The organism is Actinomyces sp. S4-C9 (assembly GCF_000758775.1).
GTDB lineage: Bacteria > Actinomycetota > Actinomycetes > Actinomycetales > Actinomycetaceae > Gleimia > Gleimia europaea.
Window position 1 is genome coordinate 16,177 of the sequence record NZ_JRMU01000013.1, and the last position, 20,586, is coordinate 36,762.

The following is a 20,586-nucleotide window of genomic DNA, read 5'->3' on the forward strand; positions in this document are numbered from 1 at the left end:
AAAAACATGTCCAAGTTGATTGCGTTCGACGAGGAAGCACGCCGCGCCATGGAGCGCGGGCTCAACACCCTCGCCGACACCGTAAAGGTAACGCTAGGCCCCAAGGGCCGTAACGTCGTCCTCGATAAGAAGTGGGGCGCCCCCACCATCACGAAGGACGGTGTTTCTGTTGCAAAGGAAGTTGAGCTAGAGGATCCGCTCGAAAAGATCGGCGCCGAGCTCGTCAAGGAAGTTGCAAAGAAGACCGACGACGTCGCGGGTGACGGCACCACCACCGCAACCGTTTTGGCCCAGGCACTCGTAGGTGAAGGCCTGCGCAACGTTGCCGCAGGTGCAAACCCGATCGCGCTTAAGCGCGGCATCGACACCGCCGTTGCGAAGGTAGTGGAGAACCTCCACGCCGACGCGAAGGAAATCGAAACCGTAGACCAGATCGCAGCAACCGCATCCATCTCGGCAAACGACGCTGAGATTGGCCGCCTTATTGCGCAGGCCATGGACAAGGTTGGCCGTGAAGGCGTTATCACGGTTGAAGAGACCAACTCGTTCGAAACCACCCTCGAAACCACCGAGGGCATGCGCTTCGAAAAGGGCTTCCTCTCCCCGTACTTCGTAACCGACGCGGAGCGTCAGGAAGCCGTGTTCGAGGACGCCTACGTTCTGCTCGTTGAAGGCAAGATCTCTAACGTTAAGGATCTGCTCCCGCTACTGGAGAAAGTCATGCAGGCGGGCAAGCCGCTACTGATCATTGCTGACGACGTTGAGGGCGAGGCGCTTGCAACCCTCGTTGTGAACAAGATCCGCGGTCTGTTCAAGTCCGTTGCTGTTAAGGCCCCGGGCTTTGGTGACCGTCGTAAGGCCATGCTGCAGGATATGGCTATCCTGACCGGCGGGCAGGTCATTTCGGAAACCGTAGGTCTTTCGCTTGAAACCGCTGACCTTGACGTCTTGGGCCAGGCTCGCAAGATCGTTGTCACCAAGGATGAAACCACGATCGTTGAGGGCGCAGGCACCAAGGAGGCCATTGACGGCCGCGTTGCGCAGATTCGCGCTGAGATCAAGAACTCGGACTCCGAGTACGACAAGGAGAAGCTCAACGAGCGCCTTGCCAAGCTCGCTGGTGGTGTAGCCGTCATCAAGTCCGGTGCTGCAACCGAGGTTGAGCTGAAGGAGCGTAAGCACCGCATTGAGGATGCTGTGCGCAACGCGAAGGCGGCTGCAGAAGAAGGCATCGTCGCCGGTGGTGGCGTGGCCCTCATTCAGGCCGCTCAGAAGCTTGCCGATCTTGACCTCGAAGGCGATGAGCTCACCGGCGCGAACATCGTTCGCGTAGCGGTTGAAGCGCCGCTCAAGCAGATCTCGGTAAACGCAGGCCTAGAAGGCGGCGTAGTTGTAGACAAGGTCAAGCACCTGCCCGCAGGTGAAGGCCTCAACGCTGCAACCGGTGAATACGAAGACATGCTCAAGGCCGGCATCGCCGACCCGGTAAAGGTAACCCGCTCTGCACTGCAGAACGCGGCATCCATCGCCGGCATGTTCCTCACCACCGAGGCAATCGTGGCTGACAAGCCCGAGCCGCCGGCACCGGCCGCTCCGGGTGCCGACGAAATGGCTGGCATGTACTAAACCAGCAATAGGCGAGCTGTGGGCGCGGGTTTCCCGCGCCCACAGTCATACCCACCCGTATTCTTTGCCTCAAAGCAGGGCCGTTGCGAATCCGGGTGGGTTTCGTTTATCTACCTTGCGAATAGGGCGGCCGCGCCGGCCTCGGCATCTGAATACGTGCTTGCTGCTGCGGCAAGTTGAACCCCGATCTCATCCAGAGACTGCTCAACAATCACCTGCGTTGAACGCCAACTTTGCGCCGCCGCCTCAAACTGGGCTGACGCCGCGCCAGACCAAGACCCCTGCAGCGCATCCAAATGCCCCATCATTGCCTGCACCTGAGCGCGGATCGTCTCTGCGCTTGCACGCACCATTGCCGAAGCCTGCGCCACCTGCGCCGGATCCACATGAAAAACCGTCATCGCCATTCCTTTCTTATCAGCCGGCCATGCAACGCCATCGTCGCAGGGCGCTGGAAAGGCATGTGCGGCGTGCCGCTTTGGGTGTGGGCAGGCGAAGGCCAGGCCGGGGTGTGGAAGAAACTGCGTGGAAGGAACTGGGCGCGTGGCAGATACGGGCTACTGGTCTCGATCCGAAAGCCGCTGGCGAAGCCTGCTTATGTCCTCGCGTTTTTCCTGAATGCGCTCGCGGAGCTTACCCCCGTCCGCAACGGTCTTGTCGAGCCGCTCGCGCAAGCGGCTGGCATCCCCAGCGGTGAACGCGTCCTCGTGGACTTGCTCGGCCCGCGTGCGTGCAAGGCGAGCCAGCTCTTTTGCAGACAGCCTGCGTACACTGCGTTGCACGGGACGGGCAATTACATCCGGTTCATCCTCCAAGGACGAAGCCCCGTCATCTTCTAGAGACGATGCATCGTCTTGTTCAGGCTCCGGTGCATCTTCCACCGGGGGAGTAGCTTCGGGATGCTCCGCGCTGATCTCTTCCTCAAAATCGTCTTTGCGCATAATGATCGGGTCATTCTTCGCCCCGATCTTCTTAATAATCATCGTGGAGGTCGTAGTGAGCGGGTCAAACTTCTGCTCAGGTTCATCCTCAAAACACGCACCTGGATCAGCCTGAGCGATCAGCGTGTCAAGATTAGCCAGCTCAGCCTCAAGATTTTGCCGCGCAGAAACCTCCCACGCTGCTCCTCCCGGTGAGAGATAAATCTGCGGGCGAGAAAGCATAGAGCTCACAAAGCGGCGCCTTGCATTCCAAAACTGCAGGTCCGATAAGTTAGGGAACTCCTGGCGAAGCAGGCCGCGATACTGCTTGTATTCTTGCGGCGTTGCAGACAAGTCGCGTTGCGTCGCATCTAGCAAGGTCGTCGCATCCACGTCCTCAGCGGGCGCGCGGTGGGTAACCACCACGCGGATCAGCTCACAAACTCGCTTACAAACTGCAGGCGAGAATCCAAGCCGCGTCAAAGAATCCGAGATCCGGTGCGAACATGACGCCTTAAACTCAGCAGAATCCGCAGTGTCGCACTTGACGACTTCGGGCGGGACTAAACCCGCATACCAAGCCGCAATCTGTAGCAACTCCGGGGTGTGAGCGGCGGCCGCTAACTGATCAAACGCGGCAATCACGCGGCTCAGATAGGCAACATTGTGATACGGGCGATCCGCGGCCTGCCAAACTGCGAGCAGACCGTGCACCTCTTCATCGATCACCTGCTGCGAAGGCTCAACGCCGCACGCGAGCACCGCGCTCACAAACGTGCGTGGAAGCCACGGTGGAACCGGTGCGCTCGCAGGCAACTCCTGACCTATTTCAGCCACAGACCTATGCTAAGTCCATCGCGAGACATAGGCAAAGAAGCCCCTCGAAGAATCACTCGTCTTCGTGCGCTGCTACTGCGGTTTTGTGGTAGACGAAGCCGTCTTCTCTTGCTTCAAAGGAAGCACCAGACGAACCGTTAAACCTCCACCTTCAGTCTTATCGAGCGTTGCCTGCCCCGAATGCAAAGCCAGAATCGAAGCAATAATGGATAGACCGAGGCCAGAACCACCCGAAGCGCGCGAGCGGGACACATCCGTGCGGAAGAAACGCTCGAACACGCGGTCACGGTCAGGAGCCGAAATGCCCGGCCCGTGGTCACGAACCTCCACGATCGCATGGCCTTCTTGCTGGCCAATCGCAATCTCTACCGGAGAACCCTTAGGCGTGTACCGAATGATGTTGCCAATCAGGTTGGTGAATACCTGCGTGATCTGGTCCTTGTCAGCCTCAATAATGAGACTGGTAGGAGCAGGCTCGCCCTCGTTTATGCTAATCACGCTCACAACGCGCGACGCGTCCAAGGCGCGCACATCAAACAGCGAGTCGTGAGCCAGTTTTACGAGGTCAACCGGCTCCGGGTGAATCTCCGGCACCTCATCCAACCGGGCCAGGGTCAACAGGTCTTCAACCAGCTTGCCCATGCGGACCGACTCGTTCTCGATGCGCTGCATGACCTCTGGGACGCGCTCATCTGGCACGCCTCCCATGCGGTAGAGTTCGCCATAACCGCGTAGCGCAGAGAGGGGAGTGCGCAGCTCGTGGGACGCATCTGAAACGAAGCGACGCATGCGCTCTTCTGAACGCTGTTGCTGGGCAAACGAATTCTCAATCTGCGCAAGCATCACGTTCAAACTCTTCGCTAGCGACCCAACCTCTGTCGATTCCGGCTCGGGGGCAACACGTTGAGTCAAATCGCCCTCAGCGATCTGACCGGCCACGTACTCGATGCGGCGAAGCGGGAACAAAGACCTGCGAATCAAATAGTACGAGGCCATCGCGCCCACCACCACGATCAGCAGGCCAAGTAGAGAAAAGTACTGGGCCGAGTTCAGAATCGTCTCGGTTGTATTAGCAAGGGGGAGCGCAACAGTGACCACGCCGTAAGGCTTATCGCCAACCGACACGGGCACGGCAACCGCACGCCAATACGAATCACGCTTCGAAGAGGGCACATTCACCGGCTTAGTCACCGCGTTAGGCGGCACAACCGAATCAAGCGCCAAAAGCGTCCCTGGATTTGGCATTCCGTAGCGCTGCGACGTATCGGTAGCAATAGCCACCTGACTTACCCCATCGGTTGACGTAAACCGAATGTAATAGTTCGAAGGCACATCGGCCGGCACGCTGGCAATCACCGAACGAACCGTAGAGACGGCCAGCTGCTTACCCGTGCTCTCCAGCTCGCGGTCCACCTGGTTCACCAAATGCGCCTGCACGATGCCAACCATCACGGCTCCCGCAATCGTGAGGGCAACAGTGAGTAGCGAGGTGAACAAGATTACGAGTCTTGCTCTTAGGGTTGCCGAGAACCAAACCTCCCGCAGGGTCCTACGTGATTCGTACGACCTCATAATTAGGCGTTCTCAGGCCTCAACATGTACCCAACGCCCCGGCGCGTGTGGATTAAATCGCCAGAACTACCCAGAACGGCAAGCTTGCGGCGCAGGTACGAAATATAAGATTCCACAATTGCGGCTTCGCCATCCCAGTCGTACTCCCACACGTGATCCAAAATCTGCATTTTTGACACCACGCGGCCCTCATTGATCATCAGATAGCGCAAAAGCTTGAACTCGGTGGGAGATAGGTCAATCTCTTGACCTGCGCGCCGCACCTCGTGTGCGCCCTCATCCAGCTCCAGGTCCGCAATTCGAAGCACGTTATCGTCATCGTCCGCCTTCGTCCTGCGCAAGATTGCGCGGATACGAGCCACAACCTCCTCAAGACCAAACGGCTTCGTCACATAATCATCGCCGCCAACCGTGAGGCCCTCGATCTTGTCATCCATCTGATCACGAGCCGTCAAGAACAGCACGGGAGTGCGTGAACCAGACTCGCGAAGACGCCTCGTCACCGTAAAACCATTCATATCTGGAAGCATCACGTCAAGCACGATCAGATCGGGATTTTCCGTAGTGGCCAAATGGAATGCGGACTTTCCATCTGAGGCTGTGAGCACCTCAAAACCGGCAAACCGCAACGATGACGCCAACAGATCAAGAATATTTGGCTCGTCATCAACCACCAGCAGACGCGCTTCTGCGCCCGTGTCATCCACACTCATCTTCAAACCCATTTCTCCATCACATACCTGTTGCCTTAAGAATATCTGAACAGCACATGTAAAAAGCCCCGCGAGCGTAGCCATGTAGCAACCAAAATGCCAGAACCTGTAACCTTGAACCTGAAAACGCTGCACGGCACAGACAGGTGAAACAGATGAGCGAAGCGCAAAATACAGGGCAACTACCTCAGGGAGTGTTCCCCTTCCAACCTCCCAAAACCCTCAGTGGTAACACCGAGGTGGTTGGTGACAGTCCTTTCTTGCCCGCAGACGTGCAGTTCTACGGTGTTTCGCCCGCGCTCGTGAAAGTGCGGGTTGTTAGCCTGCTCATTACGTTTGCCATCATGGTGATTCCCGGCATTGTCATGGCCATTCTTTTAACTAAGTGGATTTGGCTTTACGTTCTGGCCGTCGTTGCCCTTTTCGCGTGGCTTTTGTGGCTTGTTCCCCGGCAGGTGCGCGCCATCGGATACGCAGAAGCCGAATCTGATCTGCTTATCCGCTCGGGCATCATGTGGAAACAACTTACCGTTGTGCCTTACGGGCGCCTGCAATACGTAGACGTATCCGAGGGGCCCATCGCGCGCGCCTTCGGCATCGCTACAGTGCAGCTACACACGGCCTCGGCCTCCACGGACGCATCTATCACCGGTCTGTCCGCAAAAGAAGCAGCGCGCCTGCGCACGAGTCTTGCCGAGCGCGGCGAATCTGAACTGGCAGGACTCTAAATGGCAAAGGAACGCAAAGAAACTGCCGTTGAAAGCGGCGTTGCAGAATCCGAGTGGAGGTCGCTGCACCCCGTCACGCCCCTAGCGAAAACCTGGGCCGTGTTCGCAGCCTTCTTCGCTTTTATCTTTTACCAGTTTGCCGACGTGCTTAAAGAGCTCACCACGCTCGGTTTGATCGAAACCTACGGGCCGGCGGTTGTCTTCCTCGTGATCGCGGCAGGCATCCTCGTGATCGTCATTGCGGCCGGCATCTACTCTTGGATTGCCTGGCGCAAAATGGGATTCGCAATAACTCACGACGCCGTGTACTACCGCGAAGGAATCCTCTTTCGCAGTCAACGCCACGCGCGACTAGACCGAATCCATGCTGTAAACATCACGCACCCACTGATTGGCCGTATTCTTGGCCTGGGGCGTATAGATATTGAGGTTGCTGGTGGCACGGATTCTAACTTCCAGCTGGGGCTACTTAAAACGCAGCAGTTAGAGGATGTTCGCCGCGAGGTGCTGTCAGAATCGCGCACTGCGAAACTACGCAAAGCAGGGAAGCTAGATGCTGATGCAACGGGCGGTGTTCCCGCAGGCGAGGCTGGCGTAGCCCCGACCACCTTGGAAGATTGTCAGGCGGGAATCGGTCAGGCTCCCGGTCTTGGTGCGCCGGTGGACGATCTCGAGCAGGTCATCTACAAGGTTCCGGCAGGGCGCCTGCTTGCGTCACTGGCACTCAACATGGGGATTATCTTCTCTATTCTCGTGGGGTTGGCCATCGCTGCGGGTTCATTGGTAGGAACTTTGATAGAGGGTGTCTCCTTCGCCGCAATGATCCCAGCGGTTGTTGGTGGCCTCGCATTGTTTGCATACCCGTTCAACCAGTTTGCAAACAACTTCGGATTCACCGCGTTTGTGACACATGATGGTATTCGTGTGCGCTCAGGCCTTCTATCTACCCGCGCGCAAACCATTCCGGTGCAGCGCATTCACGCAGTGACGGTTTCCCAGCCGTTCTTCTGGCGCTTTTTTGGCTGGTACCGAGTAAAAATCGTGCAGGCCGGTTTCGCGGCGAACGCGCAAGACAAGGTAGAGCACGACCTGCTGCTTCCTGTAGGCACGCGTGAAGAAATGCTCCAAGCCCTGTGGATGGTCTACCCCGACCTCGGCGTTTCTAACCCGGTTGAAACAATCATGTACGGCCTTGAGGGTGAAGGCGAGATGCTCGGATTCAGCCAGAACCCGCAGCGCTCGCACCTGTTCGACCCGTTGGTTTGGCGCCGCCGCTCAATCAAACTAACCGATGTTGCGATCCTGCTACGCGACGGTTTCTTAACCCGGTCATTCTCGGTTCTGACCTATGACCGCCTGCAGTCCACGCTAATCAGCCAAGGCCCGTGGGACCGCAAAAAAGACCTCGCGGGTATTAACTTTCACCTGGTTGAATCCAGTTTATTCATTGAGCACCTGGACACCGCACTTGCATCCAGTCTCTACGCTGAAATCACGCGCCGCGCCACCATCAGCCGCCAAAAGGAGAGCCAGGAAGCCTGGGCCGCGCGAGCCGTTCCCGGTGCCCGTCAGACTCACGGTGCTTACGAAAGCAGGGCGGCTGGTGGCGAGCCGGGTAGCTTCGGGCAAAATGGGGGAGAGCAGCAGTGAAAGCGGGGCGCTTTCGCGTAGGCATCATTGGCGCGGGCCGAGTGGGTCCGGTGATTGGCCGAGCCCTCCAACTTGTGGGGCATGAAATCATCGGTATCACTCGCTCCTCAAATCCGCAGCGCAATGATGCTGCCGAAGCAATCCTGGGCGTTCCCGTAATCGAACCGGATGAAGCGTGCCAGGCGGAGCTAGTAGTCATCGCTATTCCTGACGACCAGATCGAGCCTCTCATACGAGGCCTGGCAATACTCGGGTGCTTCCGCCCCGGCCAAGTCGTTATGCACACGAGCGGCGTGCACGGCATCAACGTGCTCGAAGCCGCGCAAGCCGCTGGGGCCCTGCCCATTGCCCTGCATCCCGCGATGACGTTTACAGGCACCAGCTTGGACGTTGAGCGCTTGCAGATGTGTCCTGCAGCTATCACCACAACTGCGGTGGCCCTGCCAATTGCATCCGCCCTCGCGATGGAAATGGGCATGGAGCCTTGCGTGGTTGAAGAGGAAGACCGCACGCTCTACCACGCAGGTCTTACTCACGGCGCTAACCACCTCGTCACCCTAGTCAACGAGGCCCTTTCTATCCTTGAAGCCGCCGGCATCGAAAACCCTGAACTCTATATTCGCCCGCTCCTAAACACCGCTTTGGACCGCGCCCTTTCCGAAGGCGTGCACGGCCTGACCGGGCCCGTCCGCCGCGCGGACACCGGCACCCTCAAAGATCACCAGAAGGCATTATCCGAGGCCGGTTTGAACTCGATCCTAGAGAGCTACCGGAACATGGCGCGCACAACCGCCCACCTAGCCGGCGACAACCTGCTCCTTGGCGAAAACCAAGTGCAGGCCGTCTTGCGTGCTTTGGGTGAAGAATAAAAAGTGGCAAGTTGGCCACAAGTGGCCCTCCGGATTCGCGCCTAGCGCGCCCAAAGGAGCACAATAGTCGCAAAGGAGGCATCTTGGAACCACAAGTCGTAAAGACCCGCGAAGAACTACGAGCCGCACTAGCGAAACTGCCTGGACGGCTCGGCCTGGTCATGACCATGGGCGCACTACACGACGGGCACCTCAGCCTCATTAAAGAGGCCAAGAAGCATGCCGACCACGTCATGGTCACAGTGTTTGTGAACCCCACTCAGTTCGCCCCCGGTGAAGACTTCGACAAGTACCCGCGCGACCTCAATGCCGACCTCAAAGCGGTTGCGAAAGTGGGCGCGGACCTCGTATTTGCGCCAGCCGCTAACGAAATGTATCCAGGTGAAGCCTCTGTCACTATCAACCCGGGACCCACCGCAACGGTTCTAGAAGGCAAAACGCGGCCCACACACTTTGCAGGCGTATTGCTGGTAGTGCACAAAATGTTCAACCTCACCGGTGCGGATGTTGCCGTATTCGGCCAAAAGGATGCACAGCAGCTGGCACTCATTCGCCAGATGGTTCGCGACCTCGACATGCCCATCCAAATCGTGGGTGCGCCCATCGTGCGCGGCGAGGACGGCCTCGCCCTCTCCTCGCGCAATGCCTACCTCTCCGACGCAGAGCACCAGCAAGCGCTTTCCCTCAGCGGCGCCCTCAAAGCCGGTAAACAAGCCAGCAACAGCAGGGCGAGCGCAAGCCAAATCAAGCAGGCTGCCCGCTGCGTCCTCGAAAATGCGGGCGTAAAAATCGACTATGTCGAGCTGGTTGAGCCAACCACCTTCCAATCCGTAGAGGCCGGGGAAGCCGTGCTGGCCCTCGCCGCCTACGTTGGCAATACGCGCCTGATTGACAACGCTATCTTGAACATTGGGGAGGCCGCCAATGGCTAACGAAATCTACCGCACGCTAATGAGCGGCAAGATTCACCGCGCCACCGTGACCGGCGCGGACCTCAACTACGTTGGATCCATCACCGTAGATAAAACCCTGCTGGAAGCAGCCGGGATACTTGAAGGCGAACGCGTTGACATTGTGAATGTGACCAACGGAAACCGCCTTTCCACCTACACCATTAATGGCGAGGCTGGATCGGGAATCATCCAGCTAAACGGCGCCGCCGCGCACCTGACCGACCCTGGTGACATCGTCATCATCATCGCCTACCAGTCCGTGCCCGAATCCATGGCACGCGGCTTCAAAGGCAAGGTTGTATTGGTCGACAGAGACAACCGGATCATCAACCTCGGGTCAGACCCGGCGGGCGTTCCCACCGGCCTCGAAAACGCTTCCGGTGGTGAAGGTCCGCTCGCGGCCCCAAACCGCGGCTAACCAGGCGGCTCTGAAACGCGGATAAGCTGTCTACCCTAGTAGCGCTCGACGCCCTTCTAGCTTGGGCGTTCGCGAGTGCGTGAAACGTGATATTAGCCCACTATTTCCCGCATGTAGCGCCCCTTTAGTACGATGGGGACGTGGAAAAGAACAACGAGTCGTCTGAAATTCAAGAAGCCCCCGAGCAGTTTCGTGTTCGCGCCGAAAAACGTGCGCGCATGCTCGCAGAGGGAACCGATCCCTACCCGGTAGAACTGCCCATCACCAGCACCATCAAGAAGGTGCGGGAGGAGTTCGACCACCTCGAAATCGACGAGCAGTCACCCGCGCCCGTGGGCGTCGCTGGCCGCGTCATGTTTATTCGCGGCTCCGGTAAGCTCCAGTTCGTTGTCATCCAAGATGGCGAGGGCAACCGCATTCAGGTGATGCTCTCCGCTAAAGAGGTGGGTAGCGACTCGCTAAAGGAATTCAAGGCAAACGTAGACCTTGGCGATCACCTGTTTGTGCACGGGCCGGCAATGCGTTCGCGCCGCGGTGAGCTATCCATTTTCGCTCAGCCGAGCGAGGACGCTCCCGCGTGGCGTATCACCTCGAAGGCGTTACGTCCGCTACCGAAGACGTTCACGACGGATGCCGGCGAAGAGATGAGCCTTTCAGAGGAGGCTCGTATTCGCCAGCGTCACCTCGACATGATTTTGCGTCCGGCTGCTCGTGAGATGGTTCGCACGCGCGCGGACGTTGTGTGGTCGCTACGCGACTACTTCCATCGCGAGGGATTCTTGGAGATCGAAACTCCGATGCTCCAAAACATTCATGGTGGCGCGGCCGCCCGCCCGTTCCAAACCCACATGAACGCCTACGACACGGAGCTTTACTTGCGTATTGCGCCGGAACTGTTCTTGAAGCGCGCAGTGGTTGGCGGCGTGGAAAAGGTTTTTGAAATCAACCGTAACTTCCGAAATGAGGGCGCGGACTCCTCGCACTCTCCGGAGTTCACCATGCTTGAAGCCTACGAGGCCTACGGCACGTACAACACGATGGCTGCCCGCACTCGTGACTTCATTCAGAAGGCCGCGCGAGACGTGTTTGGCACCGAGAAGGTAACGCTTGCCGACGGTTCCGAATACGACCTTTCTGGACAGTGGGATGAGATTTCACTTTACGAGGTGGTCTCGGAAGCCGTAAAAGAAGAAATCACGCCAGAAACCGAGCTTTCCCGCCTTGTGAAGCTGGCAGAGGAACGCGGAATTGCTGTTCCGGATCACGCTGTGGCGGGCAAGGTAGTGGAAGAGATCTTTGAGCACGCAGTTGGCGATCACTTGTGGGCACCGACGTTTGTGCGCGACTACCCTGTGGATACGTCCCCGTTGGTTCGCCAGCACCGCAGCCTGCCTGGCCGCGTGGAGAAGTGGGACCTGTACGTTCGCGGTTTTGAGCTAGCCACCGCCTACTCCGAGCTGGTTGACCCGGTAATTCAGCGGGAGCGCTTTGAAGCCCAGGCGCTTGCCGCGGCAAACGGAGACCCAGAAGCGATGGTTCTTGACGAAGACTTCCTGCAGGCAATGGAACAGGGCATGCCGCCCACGGGTGGTATGGGCATGGGCCTCGACCGCCTGCTGATGGCACTAACTGGCTACGGAATCCGCGAAACCATCACGTTCCCGCTAGTGAAGCGAATCGAGAACTGACTGTAAGTTAGCTCATACATAATCGGCATAACGTTTTCATCGGCCAGAGCACTACAATGCTTGGTATCAAAGCCAAGATGTTAGGCGAGCAGAAAGCTCGTAAGCAAAGACGCGTGCAAGCGCGGAGCGCAGGATTTTACCCGGCGCGAATGGCCCTGCTTGGGCTGGGCATAGCGATTTCGGTTGGAACCGTATTGCTAATGCTCCCCGTGGCAAGGTCTGGTGCTCCCATGTGGCCAGGAAATGTGCCGGTGGCAGTTGCCGGCCCCTCCATTGCAGGAGGGGCGCCGCTGTCTGTAGCTCTATTCACCGCAACCTCGGCCACCTGTGTAACTGGTCTTATCGTGGTTGATACGGCCACATACTGGAGTACATTCGGCCACGCAGTGATCGCAATGCTCATTGAAATCGGCGGCTTGGGGGCGATGACGTTCGCTGCCCTCCTCGCCGTGTATGTAGCTCACCGCCTGAGTTTGAGCCAGCGCCTCGTGGTCGCTCAAATCACCGGCGCCCTCACAATGTCAGATATGCGCGGATTCGTGAAACGTATTGTGCGCATGGCCCTCATCGTGCAGGTAGTTCTTGCGATCCCGCTGGTAATCGACTTCTATTCGCGTTCCAAATCGCTAGGTGAAGCCCTGCAGTGGGGCACTTTCTTCTCCATTTCCGCGTTCAATAATGCCGGCTTCTCTTTGGAAACCGACAGTTTGATCCCGTTTGCTACAGACCCGTTCATAATCTTGCCAATCTCAATTCTGATTGTGATTGGAGGCCTCGGATTCCCGGTTCTGGCTGAAATTGTGCACGCATTCAAAACGAGGAAGAAGAGGCGGTGGGCCTGGTCGCTCAACGCGCGCCTAGTGGTGCACGGAACCATTGGCCTCATTCTTACCGGTTGGCTACTCATCACGCTGCTTGAGTGGAGCAGCCTTTCGCAAACGGGCCAGTACAGCGCTGCAGATAAGCTCCTCATCACCCTGTTCACGGCAATCTCGCCGCGCACAGCAGGCTTCAACTCGATGGATATAGCGACGCAAAGTGACATCACCTGGCTGGTCACCGACATTCTCATGTTTATTGGGGCAGGCCCGGCTGGAACCGCAGGTGGCGTGAAGATTACGACCATGCTGGTGCTCGTCTTTTTAGTTCTGACCGAAATTAGGGCAGGCCAGGCCGTGCAACTGTTTGGCTCGCGCATTGGCCGCTCCACTCAGCGTGCAGCGATTACGGTGCTGATGATTGCGTTTAGCCTAGTTGTAGGAGCTACCGCCATAATCATGGTGCTAACGCCCTGGGGGATGGACGCCGTGTTGTATGAGGTCATATCTGCGCTGAGCACGGTGGGCCTAACAACAGGGATCACTCCGCAGTTGCCTATTGCGGCGCAACTGATTATTTGCGCGCTCATGTTCTTTGGGCGAGTGGGGCCCGTGGCAGTTGCAACAGTCTTAACTATTCGACCCGATACGAAGCTGTATGAGCTTCCTAAGGAAAGGCCAATCATTGGGTAGTTTTTCATTCCTCCCGCGAGTTCGTGCAGGAGAAGCTGGCGATGTTGCCATCATCGGCCTGGGACGCTTTGGAACGGCAATGGGTGAGGAGCTCGTTGCATCTGGCGTGCAGGTGCTTGGAATAGACAAGGATACGGACGTAGTCCAGGCAATGAGGGGGCGTTTCACACAGGTGGTGAAAGCTGACGCGTCCAGTGTTGAGGCGCTACAGCAACTGGGCGTCGATGAGTTCCAAACTGCCGTGGTTGCGATCGGGGAGAACTTGGCGTCCTCCATCCTCGTCGCATCCGCATTGTTACAGCTGGATGGGCCAGAAATTTGGGCGAAGGCGGCAACTGCGCAACAGGCGGAGATCTTCCGGCAGCTAGGAATAAAACATGTTTTTGAGCCGGAGAAGAACATGGGGCAGAGGGCCGCACACCTGATTACGCGCAGGCTTTCAGACTTTTTTGACCTCGGAAATGGGTTTGCTCTGGCAACAGCTACTGTCCCCGAAAAAGTGGGCGGGAAACTGGTGAGCGAAACACGTTTCCGGTCTGGGCACGGGGTCACCTTGATTGGGATTCGGCAAGAGGATGGGACGTGGGAGCAGGTTTCACCTGACACTAGGCTAGTTGCGGGGCAAACCGTTTTGGCCGCAGGCCCGTCCAACAACCTCGAGATCGCGTTCGCTTAATCCGCCGCAGGTTTTGAAACCTCGGGTAGGCGAGAAGCCGCAAACACTCCCGCAAAACCAACGAGTGCCAGGAAAATCAGTGCAGGCGAAGCACCCCACATTGTGAGCGCGCCTGAGACCAAACCCACTAGAAGTAAGATGATGCCCATGAGTGTGTTCGCGGCTCCCACGTACCGTGTCCTCACGTCCGACTCGGCCATGTCAACGATGTAGGTCTTGCGCGCCACTCGCACCAAAATATGAGCGAGGTTGAGGGCAAAGAACGAGGTCGGCAGGATCCACGTTAGGGCAGTTTGGGGCCCAAAATGAACTGCAGCGAGGGTGAGCAAAATGATTGCGGAGGCCGCCCCCGCTCCAATGGACATGGTGTTCTTTGAGGACTTGTCAGAAAACTTGCCGGAAATTCGCCCGCCAAGAAGTGCGGAAAGTCCGGACGCAACCAGGAACAGACCCAGCCCCGTGATGTCGCTGCCCACCTCTTGCGAGAGCAGGACGATAAAAGCCGTTGAAAGTGCCGATACGAGCAGCAGTGAACGTACAATCACGAAGTTACGGAAGTCCTTTTGGTCGCGAAACAGTTCCCAGGTGTCTTTCCACCACGCTTTGTCGAGGCCCCCTCCATCGGCATCCGGATCGATTGGCTCATCAATCTGGTTGAACACCAGGGCGGCCAGGAACCAGATGAGTCCGGAAAGCAGAATGAGAATTACGAGGGAGCTAGGCTTTTGTAACGCTGGCGTGAGGGAGATGCTAAGGCCAATCACGAGCGAGACGAAGCCGCCGATAGCGGCTGAGCGTCCGGTGATGAGTCCGCGTTTGCCCTTGTCCACGATCCGGCCCTGCACGTCCTTTGAAGCGATCGAGCAAAGGGAACGGAAAGTAGCGAAGACAGCGAGTAGCAGGAGGAAGGCGAGGCCAAGAGCTAAGCCTTTGAGGAACGCCGCGGCAACTGCCATGAGCAGGGCGGCTACGCCCTGGCCGATAGCTCCAATCACCCAGATGCTCTTGCGCCGCTTGTGCCCGATAACCCACGGGGTGAACGCGGCCTGAGGGAGCATGGAGAGGGATTCGCGCACGGGTACGAGCATGGCGATTGCAAAGCCGGGTGCTCCGCCGGCCTGCAGTATCCACGGCAAAACAGTTTTTGCGGCGATAACCTGGTCGCCAATATTTTGCAGGGCGTTCGCGCCAATAAACCTGTTTACGTTGGACCTTTCGGTCTTCTCATCTTCTGCCACGTGCCACCTTCCTCGCTCGGCTTCCACCTTATGAAACCTGGCTGACGCCGGCTAATAAGGGTAACCAAAGTGAACCTGTCTGGCCGCGCGATGCCAGCGCGATTAGGCTGGTACTAAAACGGTTAGGAGATTCCATGGATCTGCAAATCAGCGGGAAAGTTGCGTTCGTTGCGGCCTCGACGTCCGGGCTGGGTAGGGCGAGCGCAGTGGCGCTTGCCGCGGAAGGCGCGCATGTTTGCGTTACGGGCCGCACTGCAAAGGCTCGCGAGGAAGTTGTTAAGCAGATTCGCGAGGCCGGAGGAGTTGTACTAGAGGTGCCGCTAGATGTTGAGGATGCCACCTCCATTGAACAGGCCATCAGCACGTGCGAGCGCGAGCTGGGGCCGGTTAGCATCCTGGTGTTGAACGGGCCGGGGCCTAAGCCAGCGTCGCCCTCAACGATCACGAGTGAGGATGTTGCTGGAGCCGCTGCGCGCCTTATTGAACCGCATGTGCGCATGGTTAATCGGGTTTTGCCCGCAATGCGTGAGCGCGGTTGGGGCAGGATTATTGCAATCGGATCCACCGCTGTGGTTACCCCCTCTCAGCAGCTGGTGCTCTCAACGATTGGACGCCAGGGGTTGGCGGGCTATTTGAAGGCTCTGTCCCAAGAAGTGGGCGGGGATGGCGTCACGGTGAACGTGGTTCATCCGGGTCGCATTTTGACGCCGCGTATCGACCAGCTTGACCAGGACGCCGCTGCCCGCGAGGGCGTGAGCGCCGCAGACGTTCGCGAGCGGTTTGAGCAAAACATTCCGGTGAAGCGCCTGGGTGATCCGGCCGAGCTGGGCGCCGCGGTCGCGTTCCTCGCTTCGCAGCAGGCGGCTTACATTACGGGCACCGCTGTTCGCCTTGATGGGGGAGCAACGCCCGTCCTGTAGCGGCTAAACTACCCGCACGTCGCTACAGTACTTGCGCAGGTTCTCAACGTCCTTGGAAGATGCGCGAGTGGTGGTGAAAATGGTTGTGAACTCCTCGAGTGATGCGGTGCGTTGCCAGGCGGCGCGCGAGAACTTGTTGTGATCAAGCATCAACACCTTGCGGTGTGAAGCCCCCAGTATTGCCCGCTTCATGTTGACCACGAAGTCTTTCGGGTTGTAGATCGCGCCTGCCCAAACAGCGGCATCTGACATGAATGAGATGTCGGCGCGGAAGTCTTTAACCATCTCGGTAGCATGTGCTCCATAGAACGAGTCGGCCCAGTTCATGTAGTTTCCACCCAGCAGGATTAGCTGGATCGAGTGCACTTCGCTAAATTCGCGCGCCACGTAAAGCGAGTTAGTGATGATGGTGAGTGACTTTATGTGTTTCAAGATCGGTATCAGGGGCACGTTGGTTGTGGAATCGTCGAGGATAATTACGTCGCCGGGTGAAACAAGTTTTACTGCCGCATGTGCAAGGGTGCGCTTTTCCTCCAACTGACGTTTGGCCCGCACGGCTGCGGGAAGTTCGGCAGTGGACGGGGCGATCGCGCGCAAGAATCCTTTTGAACGGATGACGATTCCTTGATTTTCCAAGGTTTGCGCATCTCGGTATGCGGTGGCGGTAGATACGTGGAGGGCGTTCGCAATCTGCTCGATGTGCAGTTCGCCCAGCTCAAAAAGTGTGTCGGTTATCCACTCGCGCCGGCTGGGTGGGTCTGACCAGTCGGATTTTGCGGGGGCCAGAGTAGGTTTTGGATCAGAGGACATGCGGCAATCCTTGCGAAAAATGATGTGACTTAGCTTAAGAATATCTAAAACCTACGCTGACTTTGCATTGTTTTCTCATTATGTTGAGAAAAACCGCAAATGTATTGATAAAAAACGGCTTTCATTCTACTCTGACTGTGGTGAGCGACACTGGGGTTGCTCGGTTTAGGGAGGAAAGCTGTGCAAGAAGTTGTTATCGGCGTGGATGGCGGCACTACAGCAGTAAAGGCTGTGGCATTTGATCTGCACGGAAAGATTTTGGCAACGCATCACGAGGCTGTTCCTGTTCAGTACGGGGACAACGGTGAAGCTGAGCAGGACATGAATCAGATTTGGGAGGCTGTGGCCACCTGCTTGCGCGAAGTTGCAAGCGAGGTCAAGGACTCCAAGATCGTTGGTATCGGTCTTACCGGCCAGGGCGATGGTGCATGGCTGATTGATGAGGCCGGGGAGCCGGTGCGTCCGGCCGCGAACTGGTTGGATGGACGCGCCGCAGAGCGTGTGAAGCAGTGGGACGAGGACGGCCGCGCTGCAAAGGTACTAGAGGTGACGGGTACAACTACGTTTGGCGGCCTGTTCCCGGTGCTGATCGAGGAGCTGGCAGCTACGCAGCCCGATGTGGTGGCCCGCGCGACTACGCATTTGAACTGTAAAGACTGGATCCGGTTTAAGCTCACCGGTGAGCGTTTAACCGACTACACGGAGGCTTCGCGCTCGTTCTTGGACGTGCGTACAACCGACGGGTTCAGCGCAGAACTTGCCAAAGATCTAGGTCTTGAGGAATACGCGAGGCTTCTCCCACAGATCCACCGCGCGGACGGCAAGGCGGTGCCACTCAGTGAAGAGGCGGCGCGTGAAACCGGTATTCCCGCGGGCACTCCGGTTGGCGTGGGCATGATCGACGTTGCGGTAACCGGTATGGGCCTGGGCGCCCTAGAAAATGGTGATTCGTGGCTGATTCTTGGCACCACCGCTTTTGTGGGAACGCTACTGCCGTCGGTTAGTGAGCGCCGCTCCGACCTGTCGATGGTGCTTGCTACTGGCAACGGCAAGCAGGTGCTCGAGTTCATGGCTCCCATGACAGGCACGCCCAACCTCGACTGGATTCGCAAGGTTTTGGGTCTGGAAGAAAATAGCTGGACCGAACTTGAAAAACTTGCCCGCATGTCGAAGCCGGGCGCTTCCGGCGTGGTGTACTTGCCCTACGCTTCACCCGGCGGCGAGCGCGCCCCCTTCCTCGACACGAATGCGTCGGCCTCGTGGGCGGGAATGTCGCTCACGTCCAGTACTGAAGACATTTTGCGTTCCGTGTACGAGGGCGTGGCGTTCTCTCTGGTCGAGTGCATTAACACACTACAGATCCACTCTGACCTGGTGGTCTCTGGCGGCGGCTTCCGCTCCGACCTCATTTGCGAGATCCTGGCGGACGCCACCGGGCAGACAGTTGTGCGCCAAGACGCGCCCGAGGCTGGCGCTCGCGGAGCCGCAGTTTTGGCGCTGGTTTCCGCAGGCCGCTTTGACACTGTGGAGGAAGCGTCGGAGGCTCTGCGCACCTCGCTAGAGACCTTCGAGCCGGACCCGGCAAAGTACGAGGCGTACAAGAAGTCGCATGAAGTATTCGTTAAGACGCGCCAGGCTCTGCAGCCGGTGTGGCCCGCAATGCGCGAGTTGCGTCGTAACAATGGTGAAAGGAGCGAGGCGTGAAAGTTCTACTCGCATCAGACCAGTTTTTAAGGGACGACATTTTGAAGGAGGCGCTACTGAAAGAGCTTCCCGACGCGGAAATTTCTTCGATTGCCTCCACCTGGCCCGTGCCCCCATTCCATAACGTGGGTGAGGTTCGCGAGGCCCTCGGTGACGAGGACGAACTAATCGAAGCACTCCAAGGCGTTGACGTGGCGTTCTCGCACACCTTCCCGTTTACCGAAAAAGTGATTTCTTCTTGCCCGGACTTGAAGATGATCACCATTTGCCGAGGGGGGCCAGTAAACGTAAACATTGACGCCGCAACCAAACACGGGGTGCTCGTCAGTTACGCGCCGGGCCGCAACGCAGTAGCAACCGCGGAGCACACGGTTGCGCTGATCCTCGCCGCTGCCCGTCAGATCGCGCAGCGCCACATGGAGGTTGTGGGTGGCCAGTGGAGGTCGGACTACTACATTTTCGACAACGTGGGGCCCGAGATCGGATCTTCTACCGTTGGCGTCATTGGTTACGGCAACGTCGGTAGGCGAGTGGCCAACATTATTGCCGCATTCGGTGGCAAGGTGCTGGTTTACGATCCGTGGACCAAGGATCGCAGCGGGGCGGACAACATCGAGTTCGTAGACGATCTCGAGGACCTGCTGAGGGCCTCCAATATCGTCACTCTTCACGTGCGCGAATCAAAGGAAAATACGCGCATGATGAACGCAGAAAAGTTTGCCCTCATGCCGGAAAGTTCGATCTTCATCAATGCTGCCCGCGGAACGCTGGTTGATTACGACGACCTCGCGGACGCGCTTGATTCTGGTCACCTGTTTGCTACGGCGCTCGACTGCTTGCCAGAAGAGCCCATGCCTACAGACCACAGGCTGCTCAAGACGCCTGGCATCACGTTTACCCCGCACCTAGCGGGCGCTTCCAAGAATGCTTCCATTCTTGCCGCCAAGATCGGCGCGGCAGACATCGCCGCATTCGCTCGCGGTGAAACTCCCGCCCACGTTGCCAACCCGGATGTTCTCAGAAAGTAGGAAATCATGCTTCTAGAAGAAGTACGCAAAGAAATCGTTGAAACCTGCCTGTTCATGCAGGCCGAGAAGCTCATTGTCGGCACCGCTGGCAATGTGTCTGTGCGCGTAGATGACCTCGTTGCCATCTCTCCCTCGGGCGTTCCCTATGAAGAAATGACCGCCGAGGACGTTGTGGTTACCGACATGAAGGGCAATATCGTAGATGGCAAGCTCAAGCCGTCCTCGGAACTGCCCCTTCACCTCAACATTTACAAGTCCACGGATGCGCTGGCTGTCACTCACAACCACGCTCCGGCTTCGACGGCGTTGGGCCTGGTTGTTGATGAGATCCCCACGTCGCACTACTACAGTGCGATGTTTGGTGGCCCGATCCGTGTGGCTCCTTACGCGGGCTTCGGATCTGACGACTTGGCAATCAACGTAACCAAGGCACTTGAAGGTCGCACTGCAGCGCTCATGAAGAACCACGGCGCTATCACCATTGGCCCTAGCTTGAAGAAGGCCGTAAATGGTCTGCCGCTACTTGAGTACATTTGCGAGATTCAGTTGCGCGCACTCTCAACGGGTCTGCCCGTGGCGCTGCTCTCGGAGAAGCAGATGCACGATGCGGGAGTTGGCATGGCCGACTACGGCAAGCAGCCCGCGCGCGACAAGAACTAGCCTGTCGAACTAAGGCGTGGCCTAACGCCTAGTTGAATTAGGACGCGGCCCCGATTACTCGGGGC

The 20,586-nt window shown here is 57.8% G+C and carries 19 protein-coding genes; 13 read left to right on the forward strand and 6 right to left on the reverse strand.

Translation table 11 applies throughout. The annotated features are described in order from the left end of the window. The first annotated feature begins 6 nt into the window (after positions 1–6). Entirely contained in the window at positions 7–1,626 is a 1,620-nt protein-coding gene (gene groL, locus HMPREF1628_RS06355) for a chaperonin GroEL (protein ID WP_034509604.1), read from the forward strand. A 110-nt stretch (positions 1,627–1,736) separates the two neighbouring features. Here groL and HMPREF1628_RS06360 read toward each other — a convergent pair whose 3' ends face one another. The 4 genes from HMPREF1628_RS06360 to HMPREF1628_RS06375 all read right to left on the reverse strand — a co-directional run bounded on the left by HMPREF1628_RS06360 (position 1,737) and on the right by HMPREF1628_RS06375 (position 5,680). Then, positions 1,737–2,027, reverse strand: coding sequence for a WXG100 family type VII secretion target (locus HMPREF1628_RS06360; protein WP_034509608.1), 291 nt, complete (start codon positions 2,025–2,027; stop codon positions 1,737–1,739). 156 nt (positions 2,028–2,183) lie between these two features. After that, on the reverse strand, positions 2,184–3,383 hold the full coding sequence (locus HMPREF1628_RS08690) for an HD domain-containing protein (RefSeq protein ID WP_156956913.1): 1,200 nt from the start codon (positions 3,381–3,383) through the stop codon (positions 2,184–2,186). Positions 3,384–3,455: 72 nt separating this feature from the next. Then, positions 3,456–4,955 (reverse strand): sensor histidine kinase, encoded by a 1,500-nt coding sequence (locus HMPREF1628_RS06370; protein WP_034509612.1) that lies wholly within the window; start codon positions 4,953–4,955, stop codon positions 3,456–3,458. Between the two features lie 2 nt (positions 4,956–4,957). Further along, complete coding sequence (locus HMPREF1628_RS06375; protein WP_034509616.1) at positions 4,958–5,680, reverse strand: response regulator transcription factor; 723 nt, start codon at positions 5,678–5,680, stop codon at positions 4,958–4,960. Positions 5,681–5,823: 143 nt separating this feature from the next. On the opposite strand from HMPREF1628_RS06375, the gene HMPREF1628_RS06380 reads away from it, so the two are divergent. The 8 genes from HMPREF1628_RS06380 to HMPREF1628_RS06415 all read left to right on the forward strand — a co-directional run bounded on the left by HMPREF1628_RS06380 (position 5,824) and on the right by HMPREF1628_RS06415 (position 14,161). Beyond that, positions 5,824–6,396, forward strand: coding sequence for a PH domain-containing protein (locus HMPREF1628_RS06380; RefSeq protein ID WP_084703288.1), 573 nt, complete (start codon positions 5,824–5,826; stop codon positions 6,394–6,396). Beyond that, complete coding sequence (locus tag HMPREF1628_RS06385; RefSeq protein WP_052038950.1) at positions 6,397–8,046, forward strand: PH domain-containing protein; 1,650 nt, start codon at positions 6,397–6,399, stop codon at positions 8,044–8,046. It begins immediately after the preceding gene. Continuing rightward, on the forward strand, positions 8,043–8,915 hold the full coding sequence (locus HMPREF1628_RS06390; protein WP_034509618.1) for a Rossmann-like and DUF2520 domain-containing protein: 873 nt from the start codon (positions 8,043–8,045) through the stop codon (positions 8,913–8,915). The genes HMPREF1628_RS06385 and HMPREF1628_RS06390 overlap by 4 nt, the downstream gene beginning before the upstream one ends. A gap of 83 nt (positions 8,916–8,998) precedes the next feature. Then, positions 8,999–9,847, forward strand: coding sequence for a pantoate--beta-alanine ligase (panC, locus tag HMPREF1628_RS06395; protein WP_034509621.1), 849 nt, complete (start codon positions 8,999–9,001; stop codon positions 9,845–9,847). Continuing rightward, positions 9,840–10,286 (forward strand): aspartate 1-decarboxylase, encoded by a 447-nt coding sequence (gene panD, locus HMPREF1628_RS06400; protein ID WP_081940714.1) that lies wholly within the window; start codon positions 9,840–9,842, stop codon positions 10,284–10,286. Before panC ends, panD begins: the two co-directional genes overlap by 8 nt. 140 nt (positions 10,287–10,426) lie before the next feature. After that, positions 10,427–11,974, forward strand: coding sequence for a lysine--tRNA ligase (lysS, locus tag HMPREF1628_RS06405; RefSeq protein WP_034509624.1), 1,548 nt, complete (start codon positions 10,427–10,429; stop codon positions 11,972–11,974). Positions 11,975–12,123: 149 nt separating this feature from the next. After that, complete coding sequence (locus HMPREF1628_RS06410) at positions 12,124–13,485, forward strand: TrkH family potassium uptake protein (RefSeq protein ID WP_034509671.1); 1,362 nt, start codon at positions 12,124–12,126, stop codon at positions 13,483–13,485. Beyond that, on the forward strand, positions 13,478–14,161 hold the full coding sequence (locus tag HMPREF1628_RS06415; protein ID WP_232219405.1) for a potassium channel family protein: 684 nt from the start codon (positions 13,478–13,480) through the stop codon (positions 14,159–14,161). Before HMPREF1628_RS06410 ends, HMPREF1628_RS06415 begins: the two co-directional genes overlap by 8 nt. Here HMPREF1628_RS06415 and HMPREF1628_RS06420 read toward each other — a convergent pair. Continuing rightward, positions 14,158–15,399, reverse strand: a complete 1,242-nt coding sequence (locus HMPREF1628_RS06420; protein WP_034509627.1) for an MFS transporter — start codon at positions 15,397–15,399, stop codon at positions 14,158–14,160. The two genes, HMPREF1628_RS06415 and HMPREF1628_RS06420, sit on opposite strands and share 4 nt — an antisense overlap. Before the next feature lie 134 nt (positions 15,400–15,533). Between HMPREF1628_RS06420 and HMPREF1628_RS06425 the strand changes: the two genes are divergently transcribed. Further along, the gene (locus tag HMPREF1628_RS06425; protein ID WP_034509631.1) at positions 15,534–16,319 is read left to right on the forward strand and encodes an SDR family oxidoreductase; all 786 of its coding nucleotides are present in this window, start codon (positions 15,534–15,536) and stop codon (positions 16,317–16,319) included. A gap of 3 nt (positions 16,320–16,322) precedes the next feature. Here HMPREF1628_RS06425 and HMPREF1628_RS06430 read toward each other — a convergent pair whose 3' ends face one another. Beyond that, positions 16,323–17,129: a DeoR/GlpR family DNA-binding transcription regulator gene (locus HMPREF1628_RS06430; protein WP_034509635.1), complete on the reverse strand. Its 807-nt coding sequence runs from the start codon at positions 17,127–17,129 to the stop codon at positions 16,323–16,325. A 180-nt stretch (positions 17,130–17,309) separates the two neighbouring features. On the opposite strand from HMPREF1628_RS06430, the gene HMPREF1628_RS06435 reads away from it, so the two are divergent. Genes HMPREF1628_RS06435 through HMPREF1628_RS06445 form a run of 3 tightly spaced genes read left to right on the forward strand, consistent with a single transcriptional unit; the run spans position 17,310 to position 20,521 of the window. Beyond that, complete coding sequence (locus HMPREF1628_RS06435; protein WP_034509637.1) at positions 17,310–18,833, forward strand: FGGY-family carbohydrate kinase; 1,524 nt, start codon at positions 17,310–17,312, stop codon at positions 18,831–18,833. Next, a complete protein-coding gene (locus HMPREF1628_RS06440; protein ID WP_034509641.1) occupies positions 18,830–19,861 on the forward strand; it encodes a 2-hydroxyacid dehydrogenase in 1,032 nt (343 codons plus the stop codon). The genes HMPREF1628_RS06435 and HMPREF1628_RS06440 overlap by 4 nt, the downstream gene beginning before the upstream one ends. A 6-nt stretch (positions 19,862–19,867) precedes the next feature. Continuing rightward, positions 19,868–20,521, forward strand: coding sequence for a class II aldolase/adducin family protein (locus tag HMPREF1628_RS06445; RefSeq protein WP_034509644.1), 654 nt, complete (start codon positions 19,868–19,870; stop codon positions 20,519–20,521). Positions 20,522–20,586: the final 65 nt, after the last annotated feature.